Origin of the sequence: Mesorhizobium sp. C277A, from assembly GCF_040324395.1 — a bacterium.
GTDB lineage: Bacteria > Pseudomonadota > Alphaproteobacteria > Rhizobiales > Rhizobiaceae > Mesorhizobium.
On sequence record NZ_JAMYVW010000002.1, the window covers coordinates 5,210,846 to 5,226,527 of the forward strand.

Sequence of the window (15,682 nt, forward strand, 5' to 3'; positions counted from 1 at the left end):
TCAGCCCTGCTCGAACCAGTCATCGATGAAGCGCTGGTAGATTTGGGTCAGCGTCTCGAGGTCGGCCAGTGCGACGCGCTCGTCGACCATGTGCATGGTCTTGCCGACCAGGCCGAACTCGACCACCGGGCAATAGTCCTTGATGAAACGCGCATCCGAGGTTCCGCCCGAGGTGGACAGCGCCGGCTCCTTGCCGACCGTCGCCTTGATCGAGCCGCGCAGCGTCTCGATCAGCTTGTCGTCGCGCGTCAGGAAGACATGGCTCGGCCGGTCGCGCCAGATCAGCTCGTAGTCGACCGGCGTCTTGCCGGTCCGGTATTTCTTGCGCTTCGCCGCCTGGTCGAGGCGGTTATGGATCTCGGCCTGCACCGTCTCGGCAGTCCATGTGTCGTTGAAGCGGATGTTGAAGGTGGCTGTCGCCTTGGCCGGAATAACATTGGTCGCCGGGTTGCCGACATCGATCGAGGTCACTTCCAGATTGGTCGGCTGAAAATCCTTCGTGCCCTTGTCGAAGACGGGCGACAGCAAGGCGTCGACCAGGCTGATCAGGCCGCGCACCGGATTGTCGGCGAGCAATGGATAGGCGACATGGCCCTGGCGGCCGTTGACCGTGACACTGCCCGACATCGAGCCACGCCGGCCGATCTTGATCATGTCGCCGAGCGTGTCCGGATTGGTCGGCTCGCCAACGATCGCGGCGTCCCATCTCTCGCCCTTGGCCGCCGCCCAGTCGAGCAGTTTTGTCGTCCCGTTGATCGCCGGCCCCTCCTCGTCGCCGGTAATCAGCAGCGAGACCGAGCCTTTCGGACCACCCTTTTTCTCGACATGGCGCGCCACGGCGGCGATGAAACAGGCGATGCCGCCCTTCATGTCGACGGCGCCGCGGCCATACATCTCGCCCCTGGCGATCTCGGCGGCGAAGGGCGGATGCGTCCACGACGCCTCGTCGCCCGCCGGCACCACGTCGGTATGGCCGGCAAACATCAGATGCGGCCCGTTGCCGGAGCGACGCGCGTAGAGGTTCTCGATGTCGGGGGTGCCGTGTTCGGAAAACACAGGGCGTTCGACGGAAAAGCCGAGCGGCTTCAGCATGCCTTCCAGGGCAGCCAGCGCGCCGCCCTCGGCGGGCGTTACGGAGGCGCAGCGTATGAGGGTCGCGAGGTTGGCGGCGGGATCGGTCGGCAGTTTCATGGGCAAAGCGATAGTCGAAAGCGAAAGGCCTGTCACGGCCAGAGATGATGACCGATCCTGCCGCCGACATTATGGTTTTCCTGTCGTATAGTGCAGGCCAACACGAGATAATCGCATGGCCAACGCCGAAAAGACCATCGTCATTGCCGGCGCCGGCAGCATCGGCTGCTATGTCGGCGGTTGCCTGGCGCTGGCCGGACGCAAGGTGGTGTTTTTGGCGCGGCCAGGCATCGCGACAGCCTTGCTGGACGGTGGCCTGCGCATCACCGATCTCGATGGTCGCGACCGATCCATCCGGCCGGGGTCCGTCACCACCGATCCCGCCGCTGCCCTCGCCAGTGCCGACGTGGTGCTGGTGACGGTCAAGAACGGCGCTACCGAGGAGATGGCGTCGCTTGTTGCCGGACATGCGCGCGGCGATGTCGTGGTGGTCAGCCTGCAGAACGGCGTCGGCAATGCCGACCGGTTACGCGCCGGGCTCGGTGGACGGACTGTGCTCGCCGGCATGGTGCCGTTCAATGTCGTCCAGTCGGCCATAGGCAATTTGCCGCTTCACGTGCATCGCGCCAGCGACGGCAAGGTCATGATCGAAGATGGCGTGACCGGCCTTGCCGGCCTTCTCGATGTCGAAGGGCTTGGCGTGGAAACCCATCCCGACATGAAAGCCGTTCAGTGGGGCAAGCTGCTGATCAACCTCAACAACGCGCTTGTCGCCTTGTCCGGCCTGCCGCTGGCGAGCGAACTTGCCGACCGCCGCTGGCGGCGAATCCTGGCCGGTCAGATCGACGAGGCCCTGACGGCGATGAAGGCGTTACATATCGCGCCGGCACGAATCGGCGGCTTGCATCCCGTCCTGCTGCCGAAACTGCTCCGGCTGCCGGACTGGCTGTTCCGGCTGGTCGCCCGCCGCATGCTCGCCATCGACCCGCAGGCGCGCTCGTCGATGTGGGACGACCTCCAGCGTGGTCGGCCGACCGAGATCGGTGACCTGCAGGGGGCCGTCCTGAACCTCGCCGAAAAGGCCGGCACGCCGGCGCCTCTGCTGAAGCGGGTCACCGTGCTGGTGCGGCAGGCCGAGCGGGAAAAGCGCGGCTCACCCGGGCTGACGCCGGAAGCCGTCACTGGATAGTCTACTTGCCGCGAGCCTCGGGCCTTGGCCCGCATAGCCCGAAAACAGGCGCGTGGGCCCCGCGTCACAGCTTTGGTGCGCGCCTCGGAGCCGGCGCTTTGCTCGCCGGGCCTGGCGCCGGCACGGGCTGCGCCGCCGGGTGGTTCTCGATCAGCGTGATCTTCTGCCAGATCTTGCGCGACAGGTTGGACGCTAGGTTCTCGACGTCGTTGACGCCGTCGATGACCACATCGTCATTGACGGACTGCGCAAACAGCGCCGCGATCTTGCCGGTGATCGACAGCATTTCCGAGCAATAGTCGAGGTAGCGCGCCAGGTCGGCGGCATTGGTGATGCGAGCCGGCGAATGCGCGGTCGGCCTGAAATTGGCGGACAATGCTGCCGGATCCTTGGTCAGCTGGTGCATGTCGATGACATGGATCAGCGATCTCAACCCATGCAGCTGGCGAAACACCCGCTTGCGCTTGATGCGCTCCTCGGTGCGGATCAGCGCCAGCAGGCCGAGCACGGCAAGGATCATCATGTTGATCGTGGCTTCGATGCCTTGCACCGACTGCACCGCATCGTCGGCCTGCGAGATATGGATGAGCGGCAGGATGGTGCCGACGAACAGGAAGATCAGCGCGCCGGCGGCAACAGCGGCGACGATGGCGCCGCGCAGCCACCAGATCGGCGCTTCCAGCGCCTGCGCCGCCTTGGCCAGGTCGCGCGACAGCGACACCAGTTCGGCGGCGACGCCGCGCAGGCCGGCATCGGGAAAACGCTCGGCGACGCGCTCTTCCAGCCGCTCGGCGGTGTCGATGATCAGTTTCGGATCAAGCGTGCGGTAGCGCATGGCGAGATATCCGGTCGGCGCTCATGGTTCAGCCGGCGCGTTGCTGCGTTTGCCGTAGCGGTTCGGACCGGGGTCACCGCGGAAACACGCTAGAACGATGAGAAGAATGGGGCCGATGATAAGAGAGACCAACGCGTAATAAGTCGGCTTGCCGAAATCATGAAACCGCTTTGCGGTTACCGCAAAGCTCGACCATGTCGAGATCAGCAAAACGACCCAGAACACAAGTGCCCAGTTCTGGCTGGTTGCGGTGCCGGGTTCCAGTCTCGACAACTGGTAGAGCGGGAAAAACTGTGCAAGCACCAGCAGCAGCCCGGCGAGCACGTAGGCACTTGGGCTGACGCGCCCTGAGAGGCTGAAGAAAAGCCAGGGAAGTGGTGGTGTGTTGGGCAATCTGGAGCGCTCTGGTTGCTCGGACAGGATCAATCACGCAGCAGTTCGTTGATCGAGGTTTTCGACCGGGTCTTGGCATCGACGCGCTTGACGATGACGGCGCAGTAGAGGCCAGGGCCCGGCTCGTTGTTCGGAAAGGCCTTGCCCGGCATCGAGCCGGCGACGACGACCGAATTAGGCGGCACCTCGCCATAAAACACTTCGCCGGTGGCGCGGTCGACGATCTTGGTCGACTGGCCGATGAACACACCCATTCCGAGCACCGAGCCTTCGCGCACGATGCAGCCCTCGACCACTTCGGAGCGCGCGCCGATGAAGCAATTGTCCTCGATGATGGTCGGGCCGGCCTGCATCGGCTCCAGCACCCCGCCGATGCCGACGCCGCCCGAGAGGTGCACATTCTTGCCGATCTGGGCGCAGGAGCCGACCGAGGCCCAGGTGTCGACCATGGTGCCGCTATCGACATAGGCGCCGACATTGACGAAGGACGGCATCAGCACCGCGCCCGGCGCGACATAGGCCGAGCGGCGCACGATCGAAGACGGCACGGCGCGGAAGCCTGCCTTCTCGAAATCGACCGCGCTCCAGCCGTCGAACTTCGACGCCACCTTGTCCCACCAGACTGCCTGGCCGGGGCCGCCCTTGATGATCTCCATCGGATAGAGCCGGAAGGAGAGCAGCACCGCCTTCTTCAGCCATTGGTTGACATGCCATTTGCCATCGGCCTGGCGCTCGGCGACGCGCACGGTGCCACGGTCGAGCAGGTCAAGTGAGGACTGGATGGCGTCGCGCGTTTCGCCGCGGGTCGCGGTCGAAATCGTGTCGCGCTCCTCGAAGGCCTTCTCGATGGTCTTTTCGAGGCTGGCCAGATCAGGCTTCGACATGAATTCGCTCCGTTACCACGCTGTTAAGGCCGACGGCCTTAACCTTGTTTTGAAAGTCGCGCGGACCCTATGTTAAGGCGTATTGGGGGTCAATCGCGCGTGCGCCATGGAACGGCGCAAGTGAACTGTTGGGACGGGTAGAAAGCATATGACTCCTATGGAAAAGGCGGGATGGACGCCGCTGCCGCATTCGGACGAGGATCTGGAGCGCTCGAAAAGCGTTCCCGACACGCCGCAGACTCGCGCCGAAACCTACCGGCTGGCCTGGAACGATCCCGACTTCATGACGCGCCGGGAGTTGCGCGCTGTGCGCTTGCAGCTTGAGCTCTTGAAACCCGAAATGATCCTTGCCGAGCGCGGCATCCGCTCGACGGTCATCCTGTTCGGCGGCGCGCGTATTCCCGAGCCCGGCGGCGAGGCCTGGGCCGCCAAGAACGAGACGCAGAAGAAAAACCTCGAGGAAAACAGCAAATACTACGAGGAGGCGCGCAAATTCGCCCGCCTCTGCTCACAGCAATCGGCCACGTCCTACTACCGCGAATTCGTCGTCGTCACCGGTGGCGGCCCAGGCGTGATGGAGGCGGGAAATCGCGGCGCCGACGATGTCGGCGCGCCGTCGATCGGCCTCAACATCGTCCTGCCGCACGAGCAGGCGCCGAACGCCTATGTGACCCCGGAGCTGTGCTTCAACTTCCACTATTTCGCCATCCGCAAGATGCATTTCGTGATGCGCGCCAAGGCCGTCGCGGTGTTTCCGGGCGGCTTCGGCACCATGGACGAGTTCTTCGAGACGCTGACGCTGATCCAGACCGGCCGCATGGAACGCGTGCCGGTGATCCTGTTCGGCAAGGCGTTCTGGCAGCGCGCGATCGACCTCGATTTCCTGGCCGAACAAGGCACCATCACGCCCGGCGACCAGGATATCATCGACTTTGTCGACACCGCGGATGAGGCGTGGGGGATTATCAGCCGGTTCTACAAGTTAGGAGAATAGGGTCGGCGAAATGGGAATTGAACTGAAGAATTGAAGAACTGAAGAATTGAGGAAAAGGAGGTCCGGATCGGTCTCCCTTTCACCAGTTCTTCAATTCTTCAGCTCCTCAATTCCTCTACCCCCTCCACTATCCCCGTCAGAAACGTCGCGAGATCGTCGGTGACGAAATCGACGTCGTCCTCATTGGCCGGATCGCGCTCCCAGATCTCGGCAAAGGTCGGCTCGAAATTGCGCGGCACCACCAGCACCGTGGTCATGCCCAGTGATTTCGGCACCTCGAGGTTGCGGGCGAGATCCTCGAACATCACCGCATTGTGTCCGGTGACGGCGTGCAGTTCGGCAAACTTCTCATAGGTCTGCCGCGACGGCTTCGGCGTCAGCCCGGCGGCGACGATATCGAAAATGTCGTCGAAATGGTCGAGTATGCCGAGCTGGCGCGCGGTGCGCTCGGCGTGCCTGCGGTCGCCATTGGTGAAGATGAACTTGCGGCCGGGCAGCTGGCGGATAGCGGTGCCCAGCACCGGATCCGGCACCAGCCACGAATAGTCGATATCATGCACCTTTTCGAGAAAGTCGTCGGGGTCGATGCCGTGACGCGTCATCAGCCCGTTCAGCGTCGTGCCATATTCCTGATAGAGTTCCTTCTGCAGCTTGCGCGCTTCCTCGCGCGGCAGCGTGAGCAGTTCTCCGACATAGGCCGTCATCTTGACGTCGATCTGCGAAAACAGATTCGAATGGTGCGGATAAAGCGTGTTGTCGAGGTCGAACACCCAGTCGGTGACATGGGCGAAGCGGGCGGGATCGGGCAGCGTGGTCATGGCGTCCTTATGGCATGAAATATCTGCCGTTCGAACCCCTTTCTGATGTAGAGCTTATCCACAACCTATGTGCATCTAGAGTTGTAAAAATGGGCTCACCATTCAAATTTTAGCCATCACGGAAAGGTGGCCTTCAGGGCTTGCTGGCACAGAGACGGTTCAGTGGGAGCCAGCGATGAGTCGCATAGTCTTAAAGTCCGCCGCGGTCGCATTCGGCTCGGTAGCCATCTCGCTTTTGCTGACGCTGATCATCGTTCCCGCCATGGGTTTTCCGGTCGACCGCACTGTCTGGCTGACATCGACGGTGTGCCCGCTGGCGCTCGCCTGGATCGCCTGCGCCAGCACCTTCTGGCAGAGCGACCGACTGAAAAACGCGCATCGCGATCTCGCCCGCGCGCATGCCCAGCTCGCCGCCGCGCATCGGCGCCTGTCGGCGAAGGCGAGCCGCGACGACATGACCGGCATGCTCAACCGCGAGAGCTTCTTTGCCGCGTTGGACGGCTCGCGGCGCAAATCCGATCGCGGCGCGCTGCTGATCATCGACGCCGACCATTTCAAGGCGATCAACGACAGTTTCGGCCATCTGACCGGCGATGACGCACTGGTGTTGATCGCCAGCGCCATCGAGCGCGGCGTCCGCAGCGGCGACGTGCTCGGCCGCATTGGCGGTGAGGAGTTCGGCGCCTTCCTGGTCGGCGCTACGGAAGCCGAAGCCCGGCGCGTGGCCGAGCGCATCCGCCGTGAAGTCGAGCTGGTCCGCTTTCGTCCGGTCGACGAGCGCACGGTGCCGCTGACCGTCTCGATCGGCGGCATCACCTGTGCGCAAGATGCCGATGTCTCGGACCTGATGCGCGCCGCCGACCGCCGGCTCTACGAGGCCAAGCACCGCGGCCGCAATTTGTCGATCCTCGACCGGGACATTTCCGAAGCTGCCTAGGTGTTGGTGGTGGGGCTGTTAACGGTTCGCCAACATTGTTTCCACGCAACTGCGCCGTTTACCGGGTTGTAACTCGTTTACAGGCAAGGCTTGGCACGGGAATGGCATGTCTGGCCGGTACCTGTGCCGTTCAGGGAACGCCATGCGTGGATCGAAGCCCCCATCCAGAGACGTGTCATGAGTTTCTTCATCAGGAAAATATCGCGCCGCACCATCGTGCAGGCGCTGATTGCGATGCCGGCGCTACAGCTTTTTCGCAAGCAGCCTGACAGCGACCGCCCTCCGGCCGATCCCGACGAGATCGTCGTGGTCAATGGCTGGATCCTGAAGCGGAGCGACCTGGCATGATCTTCGACAGCTATGAGGCGTTTCGAGCCTCGGATTTCAAGCCCAAGGTCTGCATTCTCGGCTCCGGGCCGGCCGGCACCACCATTGCCAGAAAGCTCGGCGCCGCCGGCATTCCGGTCGTGGTGCTGGAGGCCGGCGCACGCGAATTCAGCGACGAGTCGCAGGATTTCTACCGCGGCTCCACGGTCGGCGATCAATATTTCGATCTCGACATCACCCGGCTGCGCTTCATGGGCGGGTCGTCGAACCACTGGGCCGGCTGGTGCCGCGTGCTCGACAAGCAGGACTTTGAGCCCAAGGCATGGGCGCCGGACACCGGCTGGCCAATCGCCCGGACCGACATCGAGCCCTATCTGCCCGAGGTGCACGACATACTCGAGCTTCCCGACTTCAAGCCCGATGTGCCGATTTCAGACGACATACGCTGGGTGCAGCTGATCAAGAGCCCGGCCGTGCGCTTTGGCGAGAAATTCTCCGACGAGCTCGACAAGAGCAAAAACATAGCGCTCGTGCTCAACACCTATGCCACCGAACTTGCCGGGGACGGCAAACGAGTGACCGGCGCCAGGCTGTGGTCGAACGGCAAGGATGCCGGCGCTTTCAGCGCCGATTATTTCATCGTCTGCGCCGGCGGGCTGGAGAATTCGCGGCTGCTTCTATGGTCGAACCAGCGCTCGAATGGCGGCGTGGTGCCGAACGCCACGGCACTTGGCCGCTACTGGATGGAGCACCCGACCTTCGAGGGCGGCAATGCCATCCTGGCCGATTACAGCGAGTTCGAGGTCGATGCCGTCAACGAGGCGTTCTTCTCGCCGATGCTCGCCGCCATGGAGCGGCTGCAGATCATGAATTTCGGCATACGCCTGATCGAGACGCCCTATGCCGGCGTCAAGAGCCTGATTGCCGACCTTGCCTGCACCGCGCCCGAGGCCGCCGAATGGGTCGCCTACCAGCTCAGCCAGAACCTGCGCTGCGCCGCCCAGCTCTACGTCGCCTGGGAACAGGCGCCGCTGGCCTCGAACCATATCGAATTGTCGAAGACCGATGTCGACCGTGCCGGCGTGCCGCGCATCGAGCTGCACTGGAAGAAGTCGCCGTTGGAGCGCCGCACCATCCTCGAGGGGCTCAAGCTGTTCGGAACGACGCTGATCGAGAAGGACCTCGGCCGCGTCCGCATCATGGACTGGCTGACCAATGGCGAGGACTACCCGACGGATGAGGAACTGGCCGGCCACCATCATATGGGCGGCACGCGCATGGGCACCGATGTCACCAAGAGCGTGGTCGACGCCAACTGCAAGGTGCACGGCATGGACAATCTCTATGTCGGCGGTTCCTCGGTATTCTGCACGTCGGGCGAATGCAACCCGACGACGACGATCACCGCACTTGCCTGCCGGCTAGGCGACCATCTGACCAAAGTAATCACGGTGTGACGAAGTAATCCCCCCGGTGTGACGAAGTCATCACCGTCTGATTGTCAAAAAAGCGAACGGCGCGACAGGATTGCTGCCGGCGCTACCCATGCCTTGGTGTCGAAACCCTCGGAAATTAGCGCCAACGAGATCTCCCTCCCCTTTGGGGAGGGATTAAGGGTGGGGGTAGGTGCCGCACAAACCCTTCAGGATTTGCTAAACCGTCGCTGGATCCAGTGCTGGCTGCCCCTTGCGGCGGGCGACGATCGCCTTGAAATCGGCGGTCCGGAACGCATCGCGCAACACGTCGAAAGACGGCAGCACGAAATAGGCGCGCTGGAACTTGTCGATCTCGTAGCCGGTGCGCATCACCGTTTCGAGGTCGAAGGGCACGTGGTGCGCGTCCGGGCTCGCGACGGCGAACTGCAATTCGGTGAACGACGACATCAGCCCGGCGCCGAAAGCTTTCAGCTTCTGGCCCTCCTCCTGTATCAGCCCGTATTCGGCGGTGTACCAGTACAGCCGGGTGATCATCTCGTCACCGCCCAGCGCAATCACGCTCTCGGCCTTTTCGCCATACATCTGCATGAAGTCGGCAAACACCGGCTGCGTCAGGATGGGCACATGGCCGAAGAAGTCGTGGAACATGTCGGGTTCGACGATGTAGTCGAGCTCGTCCTTGGTGCGCAGCCAGTTGGTTACCGGAAAGCGCCGGTTGGCGAGATGGTCGAAGAAGGGCGCGGCCGGGATGAGGCCAGGCACGGCGACGATTTCCCAGCCGGTCAGCTTGCGCAGCTTGTCTGAGACCGCGCCGAAATCCGGGATCTCGTCGAGCAGGCCGAGCGCGGCGATCCCATCGAGATAGGAATGGTGCGCCAGCTTCTGCGTCAGCTTGGTCTGCCGGTCGCACAGCGTGCGCCACACCGCTTGTTCGTCGGCGATGTAGTTGTAGCCCTGCGCCACGGTGAAGTCGGAACGGCACACCGAATAGTCGCCACGCAGGCCTTGCGCCGCGCAATCACGGGCATATTCGGCAACGCTCATCGTCGTCATGGTTCTTCTCCCCTGATCGTGACACTTGAATATGTCCGCAGAGTCTAGCGGCGGCCGGCGAGGCAATTCAGCTTTGATGATGGCTTGGGTCCATGATTTGAGGTAAAAATCACCAAGCAGAAGCTGAAAGAGAGTGAAAATGCCTCAGTTCGACGATTTCGAGATCAAGATGCTGGATGTTCTTCAGCGCGATGGACGCAAGCCCGTGTCCGAACTGGCGCAGGAGATCGGCCTGTCGACGACGCCTTGCGCCCGCCGCTTCGAGGCGCTGCAGGAGGCCGGCATCATCAAGGGCTTTGCCGCCGTGCTCAACCGCCGCGCCGTCGGCCTGATGGTCGAGGTGTTCATCCAGGTGCGCCTCACCAGCCACAGCAACGGTTCGCCCGAAACCTTCATCGCCGCCGTGCAACGCATGGACGAAGTGTCGTCATGCTGGACGATGACCGGCGACCACGATTTCCTGCTGCACGTCATGGTGCCGTCGGTCGACGAACTCAACGCCTTCGTCATGCACCGCCTGATGCGCCTTGCCGGCGTGCGCGACGTTCACACCCAGCTGGTGCTGCAGAACATCAAGGGCCCGGGCCACGTGCCGCTCGCCCACCTCAGGCGGTAGGACACGCATCGCCATTTCTGCGGAAAAGCTGCACGCAAACTGCTGAACGGAGCCCAAATGCGAAACTGAAACGCCGGCTACGCCATGCGGACCGTCGCTCAAAGGTCCGTCATGAACATCGTGCTGATCAATCCGCCGCACACCGCCATCGGCAGCCGCGTGCCCGATGACCATCTGCCACCGCTCGGCCTGCTGGCGCTGGGCGGCCCGCTTATCGACGCCGGCCATAAAGTCCGGCTGGTCGATGCCGAATTCGGGCCGATGCCGTTGGAAACGCTGGTGCGCGATGCGCTCAGCGGCCAGCCCGATTGCATCCTGATCGGCCATTCCGGCTCGACCTCGGCGCATCCCACCGCGCTCGCGATCGCCCGCATGGTCAAGGCGCTCGAGCCGGCGACGCTTGTGATCTATGGCGGCGTGTTCCCGACCTATCACTGGCGCGACATACTGGCGGCGAGCGATGTCTTCGACTTCATCGTGCGCGGCGAGGGCGAGGCAACCATCCTTGCCCTGGTCGTGGCACTGGACAATCGCCGGCCACTGGCCGATGTCGCGGGTATCGCCTATCGCGACGATCTCGGCCGCCCCTTCGCGACGCGGCCGGCCGGGACCACTGCCAATCTGGACGAGTACCGCGTCGGCTGGGAGCTGATCGATCACCGCCGCTACAGCTATTGGGGCGGCAAGCGCGCCGTGGTCATGCAGTTTTCGCGGGGCTGCCCGCATCTGTGCAACTATTGCGGCCAGCGCGGTTTCTGGACCCGCTGGCGGCACCGCGACCCCAAGAAATTTGCGCAGGAGATTGCCTGGCTGCACCGCCAGCACGGCGTCGAACTGATCAACCTCGCCGACGAAAACCCGACCGTATCGAAGAAGGTTTGGCGCGCCTTTCTCGATGCGCTGATCGCCGAGAACGTGCCGGTGCTGATCGTCGGCTCGACCCGGGCCGACGACATCGTGCGCGATGCCGACATCCTGCACCTCTATCGCAAGGCCGGCGTCATCCGCTGGCTGCTCGGCATGGAAAACACCGACGAGCAGACGCTTCAACTGATCCGCAAGGGCGGCAGCACCTCATCCGACCGCGAGGCGATCCGGCTGCTCCGCCAGCATGGCATACTGTCCATGGCGACCTGGGTGGCTGGGTTCGAGGATGAGACCTTTCGCGATCTGTGGCGCGGCTTTCGCCAGCTGCTTGCCTATGACCCCGACCAGATCCAGGCGCTCTATGTCACGCCGCACCGCTGGACGCCGTTCTTCCGCATCGCCAAGGACCGCAAGGTGATCCAGACGGATGCCCGGCTGTGGGACTACAAGCACCAGGTGCTGCAGATGACGCGGCTGAAACCGTGGATGCTGTTCTTCTCGGTCAAGCTGATCGAGGTCGCGGTGCAGTCGCGGCCGAAGGCGCTGGCGCGCATTCTCTTCCACCCCGATCCCGAACAGCGCCATTCGATGCGCTGGTACACGCAAATGGGCCGCCGCGTGTGGTTCCGCGAGGTCTGGGGTTTTCTGGCCCGCGACCGCCGCCTCAAGGATGGTCCGACGCTGGCTGAGTTCTGGGGCGCTCCGCAGGATGCCGATGAGGAATCCATGGTCGTCATGCGCCCGTCGCGCAAGCCGGCCGAAGCGGCTGTCGCGATCTCGGCCGGCGCCTGACAGGCTCGCTGCCATTCACAGATACGTACCGTATGCGTATTGACATACGCAGCGTATGTACCCACCTCATGCATACGGGACGTATGTGAGTGCCCCGGACAATGGAGTGAAAATGACCAAACGTGACGCGATCTTTCCTGCCGGCAGGCAGGCTCTCTACGAGATCAATCGCTATTCTGCTGCAATCCGATCGGGCGATCTTTTATTCGTCTCGGGCCAGGTCGGCAGCCGCGAGGACGGGTCGCCCGAACCTGTCTTCGAAAAGCAGGTCCAGCTTGCCTTCGACAATCTCGCGGCAGTGCTGAAAGCAGCGGGCGCCACGTTCGACGATGTAGTCGACGTGACCACCTTCCACACCGATCCGGCAGCGCAATGGCCCGTGATCGATGCCGTTCGGCTGAAGGTGTTCGGTGAACCGCCCTACACCAATTGGACGGCGGTCGGCGTCAACTGGTTAGCCGGCTTCGACTTCGAGATAAAGGTCATCGCGCGCCTGCCCCAGCCTGCCTAAGGGCTGGCCAGCCGACCAACTGGCCGCCAAGCCAGTTGCCGATCAGGGCACGATCAGCGTGCCGGCGCCGTGTTCGGTGAACAGTTCCAGAAGCACCGCATGCGGCGTCTTGCCGTTGAGGATGACGACGCCTTCGACGCCGCGCTCGATCGCCTCGATGCAGGTCTCGACTTTGGGGATCATGCCGCCCGACACCGTGCCGTCCTTGATCAGCGCCTTGGCTTCGGCCACCGTCAGCTCGTCGATCAGCTTCTTGTTCTTGTCGAGCACGCCGGGCACGTCGGTCAGGAACAAAAGGCGCGTCGCCTGGCAGGCGCCGGCGATGGCACCGGCGAAGGTGTCGGCATTGATGTTGTACGTGTGGCCGTCGCGGCCGGGCGCCACCGGCGCCAGCACCGGGATCATTTCCGAGCGTGCCAGCAGGTCGAGCAGGGTGCGGTCGACCTCGACCGGCTCGCCGACGAAACCGAGATCGAGCACACGCTCGATGTTGGAGTCCGGGTCGATCATGGTCTTGCGCGCCTTTTCGGCGAACACCATGTTGCCGTCCTTGCCGCACAGGCCGATCGCCCATTCGCCCTCGGCGTTGATCAGCGCGACGATCTCCTTGTTGATCGAACCGGCCAGCACCATCTCGACGATCTCGACCGTCTTCTGGTCCGTGACGCGCAGCCCGCCTTCGAACTTGGATTCGATGCCCATCTTGGCCAGCATGGCGCCGATCTGCGGCCCGCCGCCATGGACGACGATCGGGTTGACGCCGGACTGCTTCAGCAGCGCGATGTCACGGGCGAAAGCCTTGCCGAGCTCGATATCGCCCATGGCATGACCGCCATATTTCACCACCACCGTCTTGTGCTCGTAGCGCTGCATATAGGGCAGGGCCCGCGAGAGCAGGGCGGCCTGCATTTCGGCGGTGGCGGTGATCTCCGTCATCGGCATGGTTCCCTGGATGCGGGTAAGGACGGCGGCGTCTTAGCGGGAATTGGCCTAGGCCGCAAACAGCTTTGCTATCACGATGATGAAATCTGCCGGATCAGGCCGGCACCTTGAGCGGCGCCCGCCGCGTCAGCCAGCCGGAAATCTTCTCCATCTGCGCGGCGAGCGACAAGAACGTCTGCTCGTCGCCGGGGCGGCCGACGCCCTGGATGTCGAGCGGCAGGCCATTCTGGATCGCCGGCCAGTGGTGAACCACAGGCTCTTGTCCATCAATTGCCCAAACAGGGATCTGATCTCCAAGAGACGGGTCAAATGCAATTTGTCGAGCAGGTTTTCGATGAGCTCGCGGCCCCCTTCGGGTCCATGGCGCCTCAGGCAAGCGGCGGATGCGCAATGATCGGGTTGCCTCGGCGCGCGCGATCGCAGCATCGACAAGGTCCGGCGGCGAGATCTCGCCTCTATGCACCAGCTCCGCCAAGCCGGTTGCATCGTTCTCCCACAGCATCTGTTCGGCCGACATTGCTGTTCCCCTTTCTGCGGGAGGCTAACGACAGCCGATTTCCTTGGCACCGACCGGCGATTACTGGCGATCGGGCGCGGACATCGTTTGCGTGGACAACAAGATTTCTGCCTTTGCAAATAAATCGTGATCGCTTAGCTTGTCCGTATGACGCCGCAGGATATCTCCACCCTGATTGTCCGGACCTCGATGAAGGATCGGACTGCGTTCGATCTGCTTTACCGGCAAACCAGTGCGAAACTTTTCGGCGTGTGCCTTCGTGTATTGAAGGATCGCGGAGATGCGGAAGAAGCGCTGCAAGAGGTCTTCGTCAAAGTGTGGACGAAGGCGGACCGTTTCGCTGTTTCCGATCTAAGCCCAATCTCCTGGCTGGTGGCCATAGCACGCAATCATGCGATTGATCGCATCCGGTCGCGACGCAAGCCCGCTGCCGATATCGATGCCGCGCTCGACGTGGCTGACCCCGGTCCGGGGCCAGAGGCTATGGTTGTTGCGGGCGGTGAATCCGAGCGCATCTATCAGTGCCTTGAAGAGTTGGAACAAGACCGGGCGCAAGCCGTTCGGGGTGCTTATTTGAACGGCGAAAGTTACGCCGAGCTCGCGGAACGTCACAAGGTTCCGCTCAACACGATGCGGACATGGCTGCGCCGCAGCCTGTTGAAACTTAGAGAATGTCTGGAAAGATGACCCTGGCAGAAGAAAATGGACCGGAACGTGGAGGCGACGACCTGCTCGCAGCCGAATACGTTCTCGGCGTGCTGCCGGCGGATGAGCGCCAGATAGCCTCCGGACGCATCGACGCGGAGACCGGCTTTGCCCGTCTCGTCGATTCCTGGGAAGTGAATCTCTCGCCGATGGCTGCCGCTTATGCTGAGGTAGAGCCGCCGGCCACCATCAAGCCGGCTATCGATCGCCGGCTGTTCTCCTCCACCGCGGCGTCGACGACGGCCCCGAGCGGCAGCCTGTGGTCCAGCCTTAGCTTCTGGCGCGGCCTCACCGCAGCGGCTCTCGCGGCCCTGGTGCTCTATGTCGCCGTGCCTTACGTCAGGTCGCCGGTCGTCGTGCCGCAGGAGCGCCTCGTCGCCTCGCTGGCTGCCGAAGGCAGCGATGTCAAATACCTCGTCGTCTACGACGCTTCCCGCCGCGATGTCGGCCTGTCGCTGGTTTCGGGCGAACGCGCCGCCGGCAAGGACTTCGAACTGTGGATGATCGAAGGCAAGAATGCGCCGGTCTCGATGGGTGTCATTCCCGCCGGCCAGGTCACGCACATTCCGGTTACCCCGGCAGTGCAGCAGAAGCTGGCGCAAGGCGCCGTGCTTGCCGTCAGCGTCGAGCCGACGGGCGGTTCGACGACCGGACAGCCGACCGGACCGGTCGTTGCCGCGGGCGACCTGAAGGGCATCTGATAAATCGTAAAACCATGACGTCACAATGAAGACA

18 protein-coding genes are annotated in these 15,682 nt (G+C 63.1%); 10 read left to right on the plus strand and 8 right to left on the minus strand.

Translation table 11 applies throughout. The features are described from left to right. Window positions 1-1,191, minus strand: coding sequence for a succinyl-diaminopimelate desuccinylase (dapE, locus tag NKK52_RS25770; RefSeq protein WP_023681340.1), 1,191 nt, complete (start codon window positions 1,189-1,191; stop codon window positions 1-3). 115 nt (window positions 1,192-1,306) lie between these two features. On the opposite strand from dapE, the gene NKK52_RS25775 reads away from it, so the two are divergent. Continuing rightward, window positions 1,307-2,320 carry a 2-dehydropantoate 2-reductase gene (locus NKK52_RS25775; RefSeq protein ID WP_023681341.1) on the plus strand — a complete coding sequence of 338 codons (1,014 nt, stop codon included), beginning with the start codon at window positions 1,307-1,309 and terminating at the stop codon, window positions 2,318-2,320. 64 nt (window positions 2,321-2,384) lie between these two features. On the opposite strand, the gene NKK52_RS25780 is transcribed toward NKK52_RS25775, so the two are convergent. The 3 genes from NKK52_RS25780 to dapD are packed head-to-tail and all read right to left on the minus strand — an operon-like array spanning window position 2,385 to window position 4,432. Then, window positions 2,385-3,155 carry a hypothetical protein gene (locus NKK52_RS25780; protein WP_023673220.1) on the minus strand — a complete coding sequence of 257 codons (771 nt, stop codon included), beginning with the start codon at window positions 3,153-3,155 and terminating at the stop codon, window positions 2,385-2,387. Window positions 3,156-3,176: 21 nt separating this feature from the next. Further along, window positions 3,177-3,581, minus strand: a complete 405-nt coding sequence (locus NKK52_RS25785) for a DUF805 domain-containing protein (RefSeq protein ID WP_084633802.1) — start codon at window positions 3,579-3,581, stop codon at window positions 3,177-3,179. Continuing rightward, the gene (gene dapD, locus NKK52_RS25790; RefSeq protein WP_023673222.1) at window positions 3,578-4,432 is read right to left on the minus strand and encodes a 2,3,4,5-tetrahydropyridine-2,6-dicarboxylate N-succinyltransferase; all 855 of its coding nucleotides are present in this window, start codon (window positions 4,430-4,432) and stop codon (window positions 3,578-3,580) included. Before dapD ends, NKK52_RS25785 begins: the two co-directional genes overlap by 4 nt. 148 nt (window positions 4,433-4,580) lie before the next feature. On the opposite strand from dapD, the gene NKK52_RS25795 reads away from it, so the two are divergent. Then, window positions 4,581-5,426 carry an LOG family protein gene (locus NKK52_RS25795; RefSeq protein WP_023681343.1) on the plus strand — a complete coding sequence of 282 codons (846 nt, stop codon included), beginning with the start codon at window positions 4,581-4,583 and terminating at the stop codon, window positions 5,424-5,426. A 98-nt stretch (window positions 5,427-5,524) separates the two neighbouring features. On the opposite strand, the gene NKK52_RS25800 is transcribed toward NKK52_RS25795, so the two are convergent. Continuing rightward, a complete protein-coding gene (locus NKK52_RS25800) occupies window positions 5,525-6,244 on the minus strand; it encodes a pyrimidine 5'-nucleotidase (protein WP_023681344.1) in 720 nt (239 codons plus the stop codon). 175 nt (window positions 6,245-6,419) lie between these two features. Between NKK52_RS25800 and NKK52_RS25805 the strand changes: the two genes are divergently transcribed. The 3 genes from NKK52_RS25805 to NKK52_RS25815 all read left to right on the plus strand — a co-directional run bounded on the left by NKK52_RS25805 (window position 6,420) and on the right by NKK52_RS25815 (window position 8,965). Beyond that, window positions 6,420-7,181: a GGDEF domain-containing protein gene (locus NKK52_RS25805; protein ID WP_023681345.1), complete on the plus strand. Its 762-nt coding sequence runs from the start codon at window positions 6,420-6,422 to the stop codon at window positions 7,179-7,181. Between the two features lie 177 nt (window positions 7,182-7,358). Continuing rightward, complete coding sequence (locus tag NKK52_RS25810; RefSeq protein WP_023681346.1) at window positions 7,359-7,529, plus strand: hypothetical protein; 171 nt, start codon at window positions 7,359-7,361, stop codon at window positions 7,527-7,529. Then, window positions 7,526-8,965 (plus strand): GMC oxidoreductase, encoded by a 1,440-nt coding sequence (locus NKK52_RS25815; RefSeq protein ID WP_023681347.1) that lies wholly within the window; start codon window positions 7,526-7,528, stop codon window positions 8,963-8,965. The genes NKK52_RS25810 and NKK52_RS25815 overlap by 4 nt, the downstream gene beginning before the upstream one ends. Before the next feature lie 195 nt (window positions 8,966-9,160). Here NKK52_RS25815 and phhA read toward each other — a convergent pair whose 3' ends face one another. Next, window positions 9,161-9,997 (minus strand): phenylalanine 4-monooxygenase, encoded by an 837-nt coding sequence (gene phhA, locus NKK52_RS25820; protein WP_023681348.1) that lies wholly within the window; start codon window positions 9,995-9,997, stop codon window positions 9,161-9,163. Between the two features lie 139 nt (window positions 9,998-10,136). Here phhA and NKK52_RS25825 point away from each other — a divergent pair, with 139 nt between their 5' ends. The 3 genes from NKK52_RS25825 (at window position 10,137) to NKK52_RS25835 (ending at window position 12,783) form a co-directional block, all read left to right on the plus strand. Beyond that, window positions 10,137-10,613 carry an Lrp/AsnC family transcriptional regulator gene (locus NKK52_RS25825; protein WP_023681349.1) on the plus strand — a complete coding sequence of 159 codons (477 nt, stop codon included), beginning with the start codon at window positions 10,137-10,139 and terminating at the stop codon, window positions 10,611-10,613. 111 nt (window positions 10,614-10,724) lie between these two features. Next, the gene (bchE, locus tag NKK52_RS25830; RefSeq protein WP_023681350.1) at window positions 10,725-12,272 is read left to right on the plus strand and encodes a magnesium-protoporphyrin IX monomethyl ester anaerobic oxidative cyclase; all 1,548 of its coding nucleotides are present in this window, start codon (window positions 10,725-10,727) and stop codon (window positions 12,270-12,272) included. A 112-nt stretch (window positions 12,273-12,384) separates the two neighbouring features. Then, on the plus strand, window positions 12,385-12,783 hold the full coding sequence (locus NKK52_RS25835) for a RidA family protein (RefSeq protein ID WP_023681351.1): 399 nt from the start codon (window positions 12,385-12,387) through the stop codon (window positions 12,781-12,783). A gap of 42 nt (window positions 12,784-12,825) precedes the next feature. Here the strand turns inward: NKK52_RS25835 and argB are convergent, their stop codons facing one another. After that, a complete protein-coding gene (gene argB, locus NKK52_RS25840) occupies window positions 12,826-13,719 on the minus strand; it encodes an acetylglutamate kinase (RefSeq protein WP_013528489.1) in 894 nt (297 codons plus the stop codon). 100 nt (window positions 13,720-13,819) lie between these two features. Beyond that, window positions 13,820-14,242 (minus strand): amidase, encoded by a 423-nt coding sequence (locus NKK52_RS25845; RefSeq protein WP_245270238.1) that lies wholly within the window; start codon window positions 14,240-14,242, stop codon window positions 13,820-13,822. Between the two features lie 147 nt (window positions 14,243-14,389). Here NKK52_RS25845 and NKK52_RS25850 point away from each other — a divergent pair, with 147 nt between their 5' ends. Continuing rightward, complete coding sequence (locus NKK52_RS25850) at window positions 14,390-14,929, plus strand: sigma-70 family RNA polymerase sigma factor (protein ID WP_023673234.1); 540 nt, start codon at window positions 14,390-14,392, stop codon at window positions 14,927-14,929. Further along, the gene (locus NKK52_RS25855; RefSeq protein WP_023673235.1) at window positions 14,926-15,648 is read left to right on the plus strand and encodes an anti-sigma factor; all 723 of its coding nucleotides are present in this window, start codon (window positions 14,926-14,928) and stop codon (window positions 15,646-15,648) included. Before NKK52_RS25850 ends, NKK52_RS25855 begins: the two co-directional genes overlap by 4 nt. Window positions 15,649-15,682 lie beyond the last annotated feature (34 nt).

Coding starts and splice junctions, on each gene's coding strand:
- dapE (WP_023681340.1), bottom strand. CDS start 1,191: ATGAAACTGCCGACCGATCCCGCCGCCAACCTCGCGACCCTCATACGC.
- NKK52_RS25775 (WP_023681341.1), top strand. CDS start 1,307: ATGGCCAACGCCGAAAAGACCATCGTCATTGCCGGCGCCGGCAGCATC.
- NKK52_RS25780 (WP_023673220.1), bottom strand. CDS start 3,155: ATGCGCTACCGCACGCTTGATCCGAAACTGATCATCGACACCGCCGAG.
- dapD (WP_023673222.1), bottom strand. CDS start 4,432: ATGTCGAAGCCTGATCTGGCCAGCCTCGAAAAGACCATCGAGAAGGCC.
- NKK52_RS25795 (WP_023681343.1), top strand. CDS start 4,581: ATGACTCCTATGGAAAAGGCGGGATGGACGCCGCTGCCGCATTCGGAC.
- NKK52_RS25800 (WP_023681344.1), bottom strand. CDS start 6,244: ATGACCACGCTGCCCGATCCCGCCCGCTTCGCCCATGTCACCGACTGG.
- NKK52_RS25805 (WP_023681345.1), top strand. CDS start 6,420: ATGAGTCGCATAGTCTTAAAGTCCGCCGCGGTCGCATTCGGCTCGGTA.
- NKK52_RS25810 (WP_023681346.1), top strand. CDS start 7,359: ATGAGTTTCTTCATCAGGAAAATATCGCGCCGCACCATCGTGCAGGCG.
- NKK52_RS25815 (WP_023681347.1), top strand. CDS start 7,526: ATGATCTTCGACAGCTATGAGGCGTTTCGAGCCTCGGATTTCAAGCCC.
- phhA (WP_023681348.1), bottom strand. CDS start 9,997: ATGACGACGATGAGCGTTGCCGAATATGCCCGTGATTGCGCGGCGCAA.
- NKK52_RS25825 (WP_023681349.1), top strand. CDS start 10,137: ATGCCTCAGTTCGACGATTTCGAGATCAAGATGCTGGATGTTCTTCAG.
- bchE (WP_023681350.1), top strand. CDS start 10,725: ATGAACATCGTGCTGATCAATCCGCCGCACACCGCCATCGGCAGCCGC.
- NKK52_RS25835 (WP_023681351.1), top strand. CDS start 12,385: ATGACCAAACGTGACGCGATCTTTCCTGCCGGCAGGCAGGCTCTCTAC.
- argB (WP_013528489.1), bottom strand. CDS start 13,719: ATGACGGAGATCACCGCCACCGCCGAAATGCAGGCCGCCCTGCTCTCG.
- NKK52_RS25845 (WP_245270238.1), bottom strand. CDS start 14,242: ATGTCGGCCGAACAGATGCTGTGGGAGAACGATGCAACCGGCTTGGCG.
- NKK52_RS25850 (WP_023673234.1), top strand. CDS start 14,390: ATGACGCCGCAGGATATCTCCACCCTGATTGTCCGGACCTCGATGAAG.
- NKK52_RS25855 (WP_023673235.1), top strand. CDS start 14,926: ATGACCCTGGCAGAAGAAAATGGACCGGAACGTGGAGGCGACGACCTG.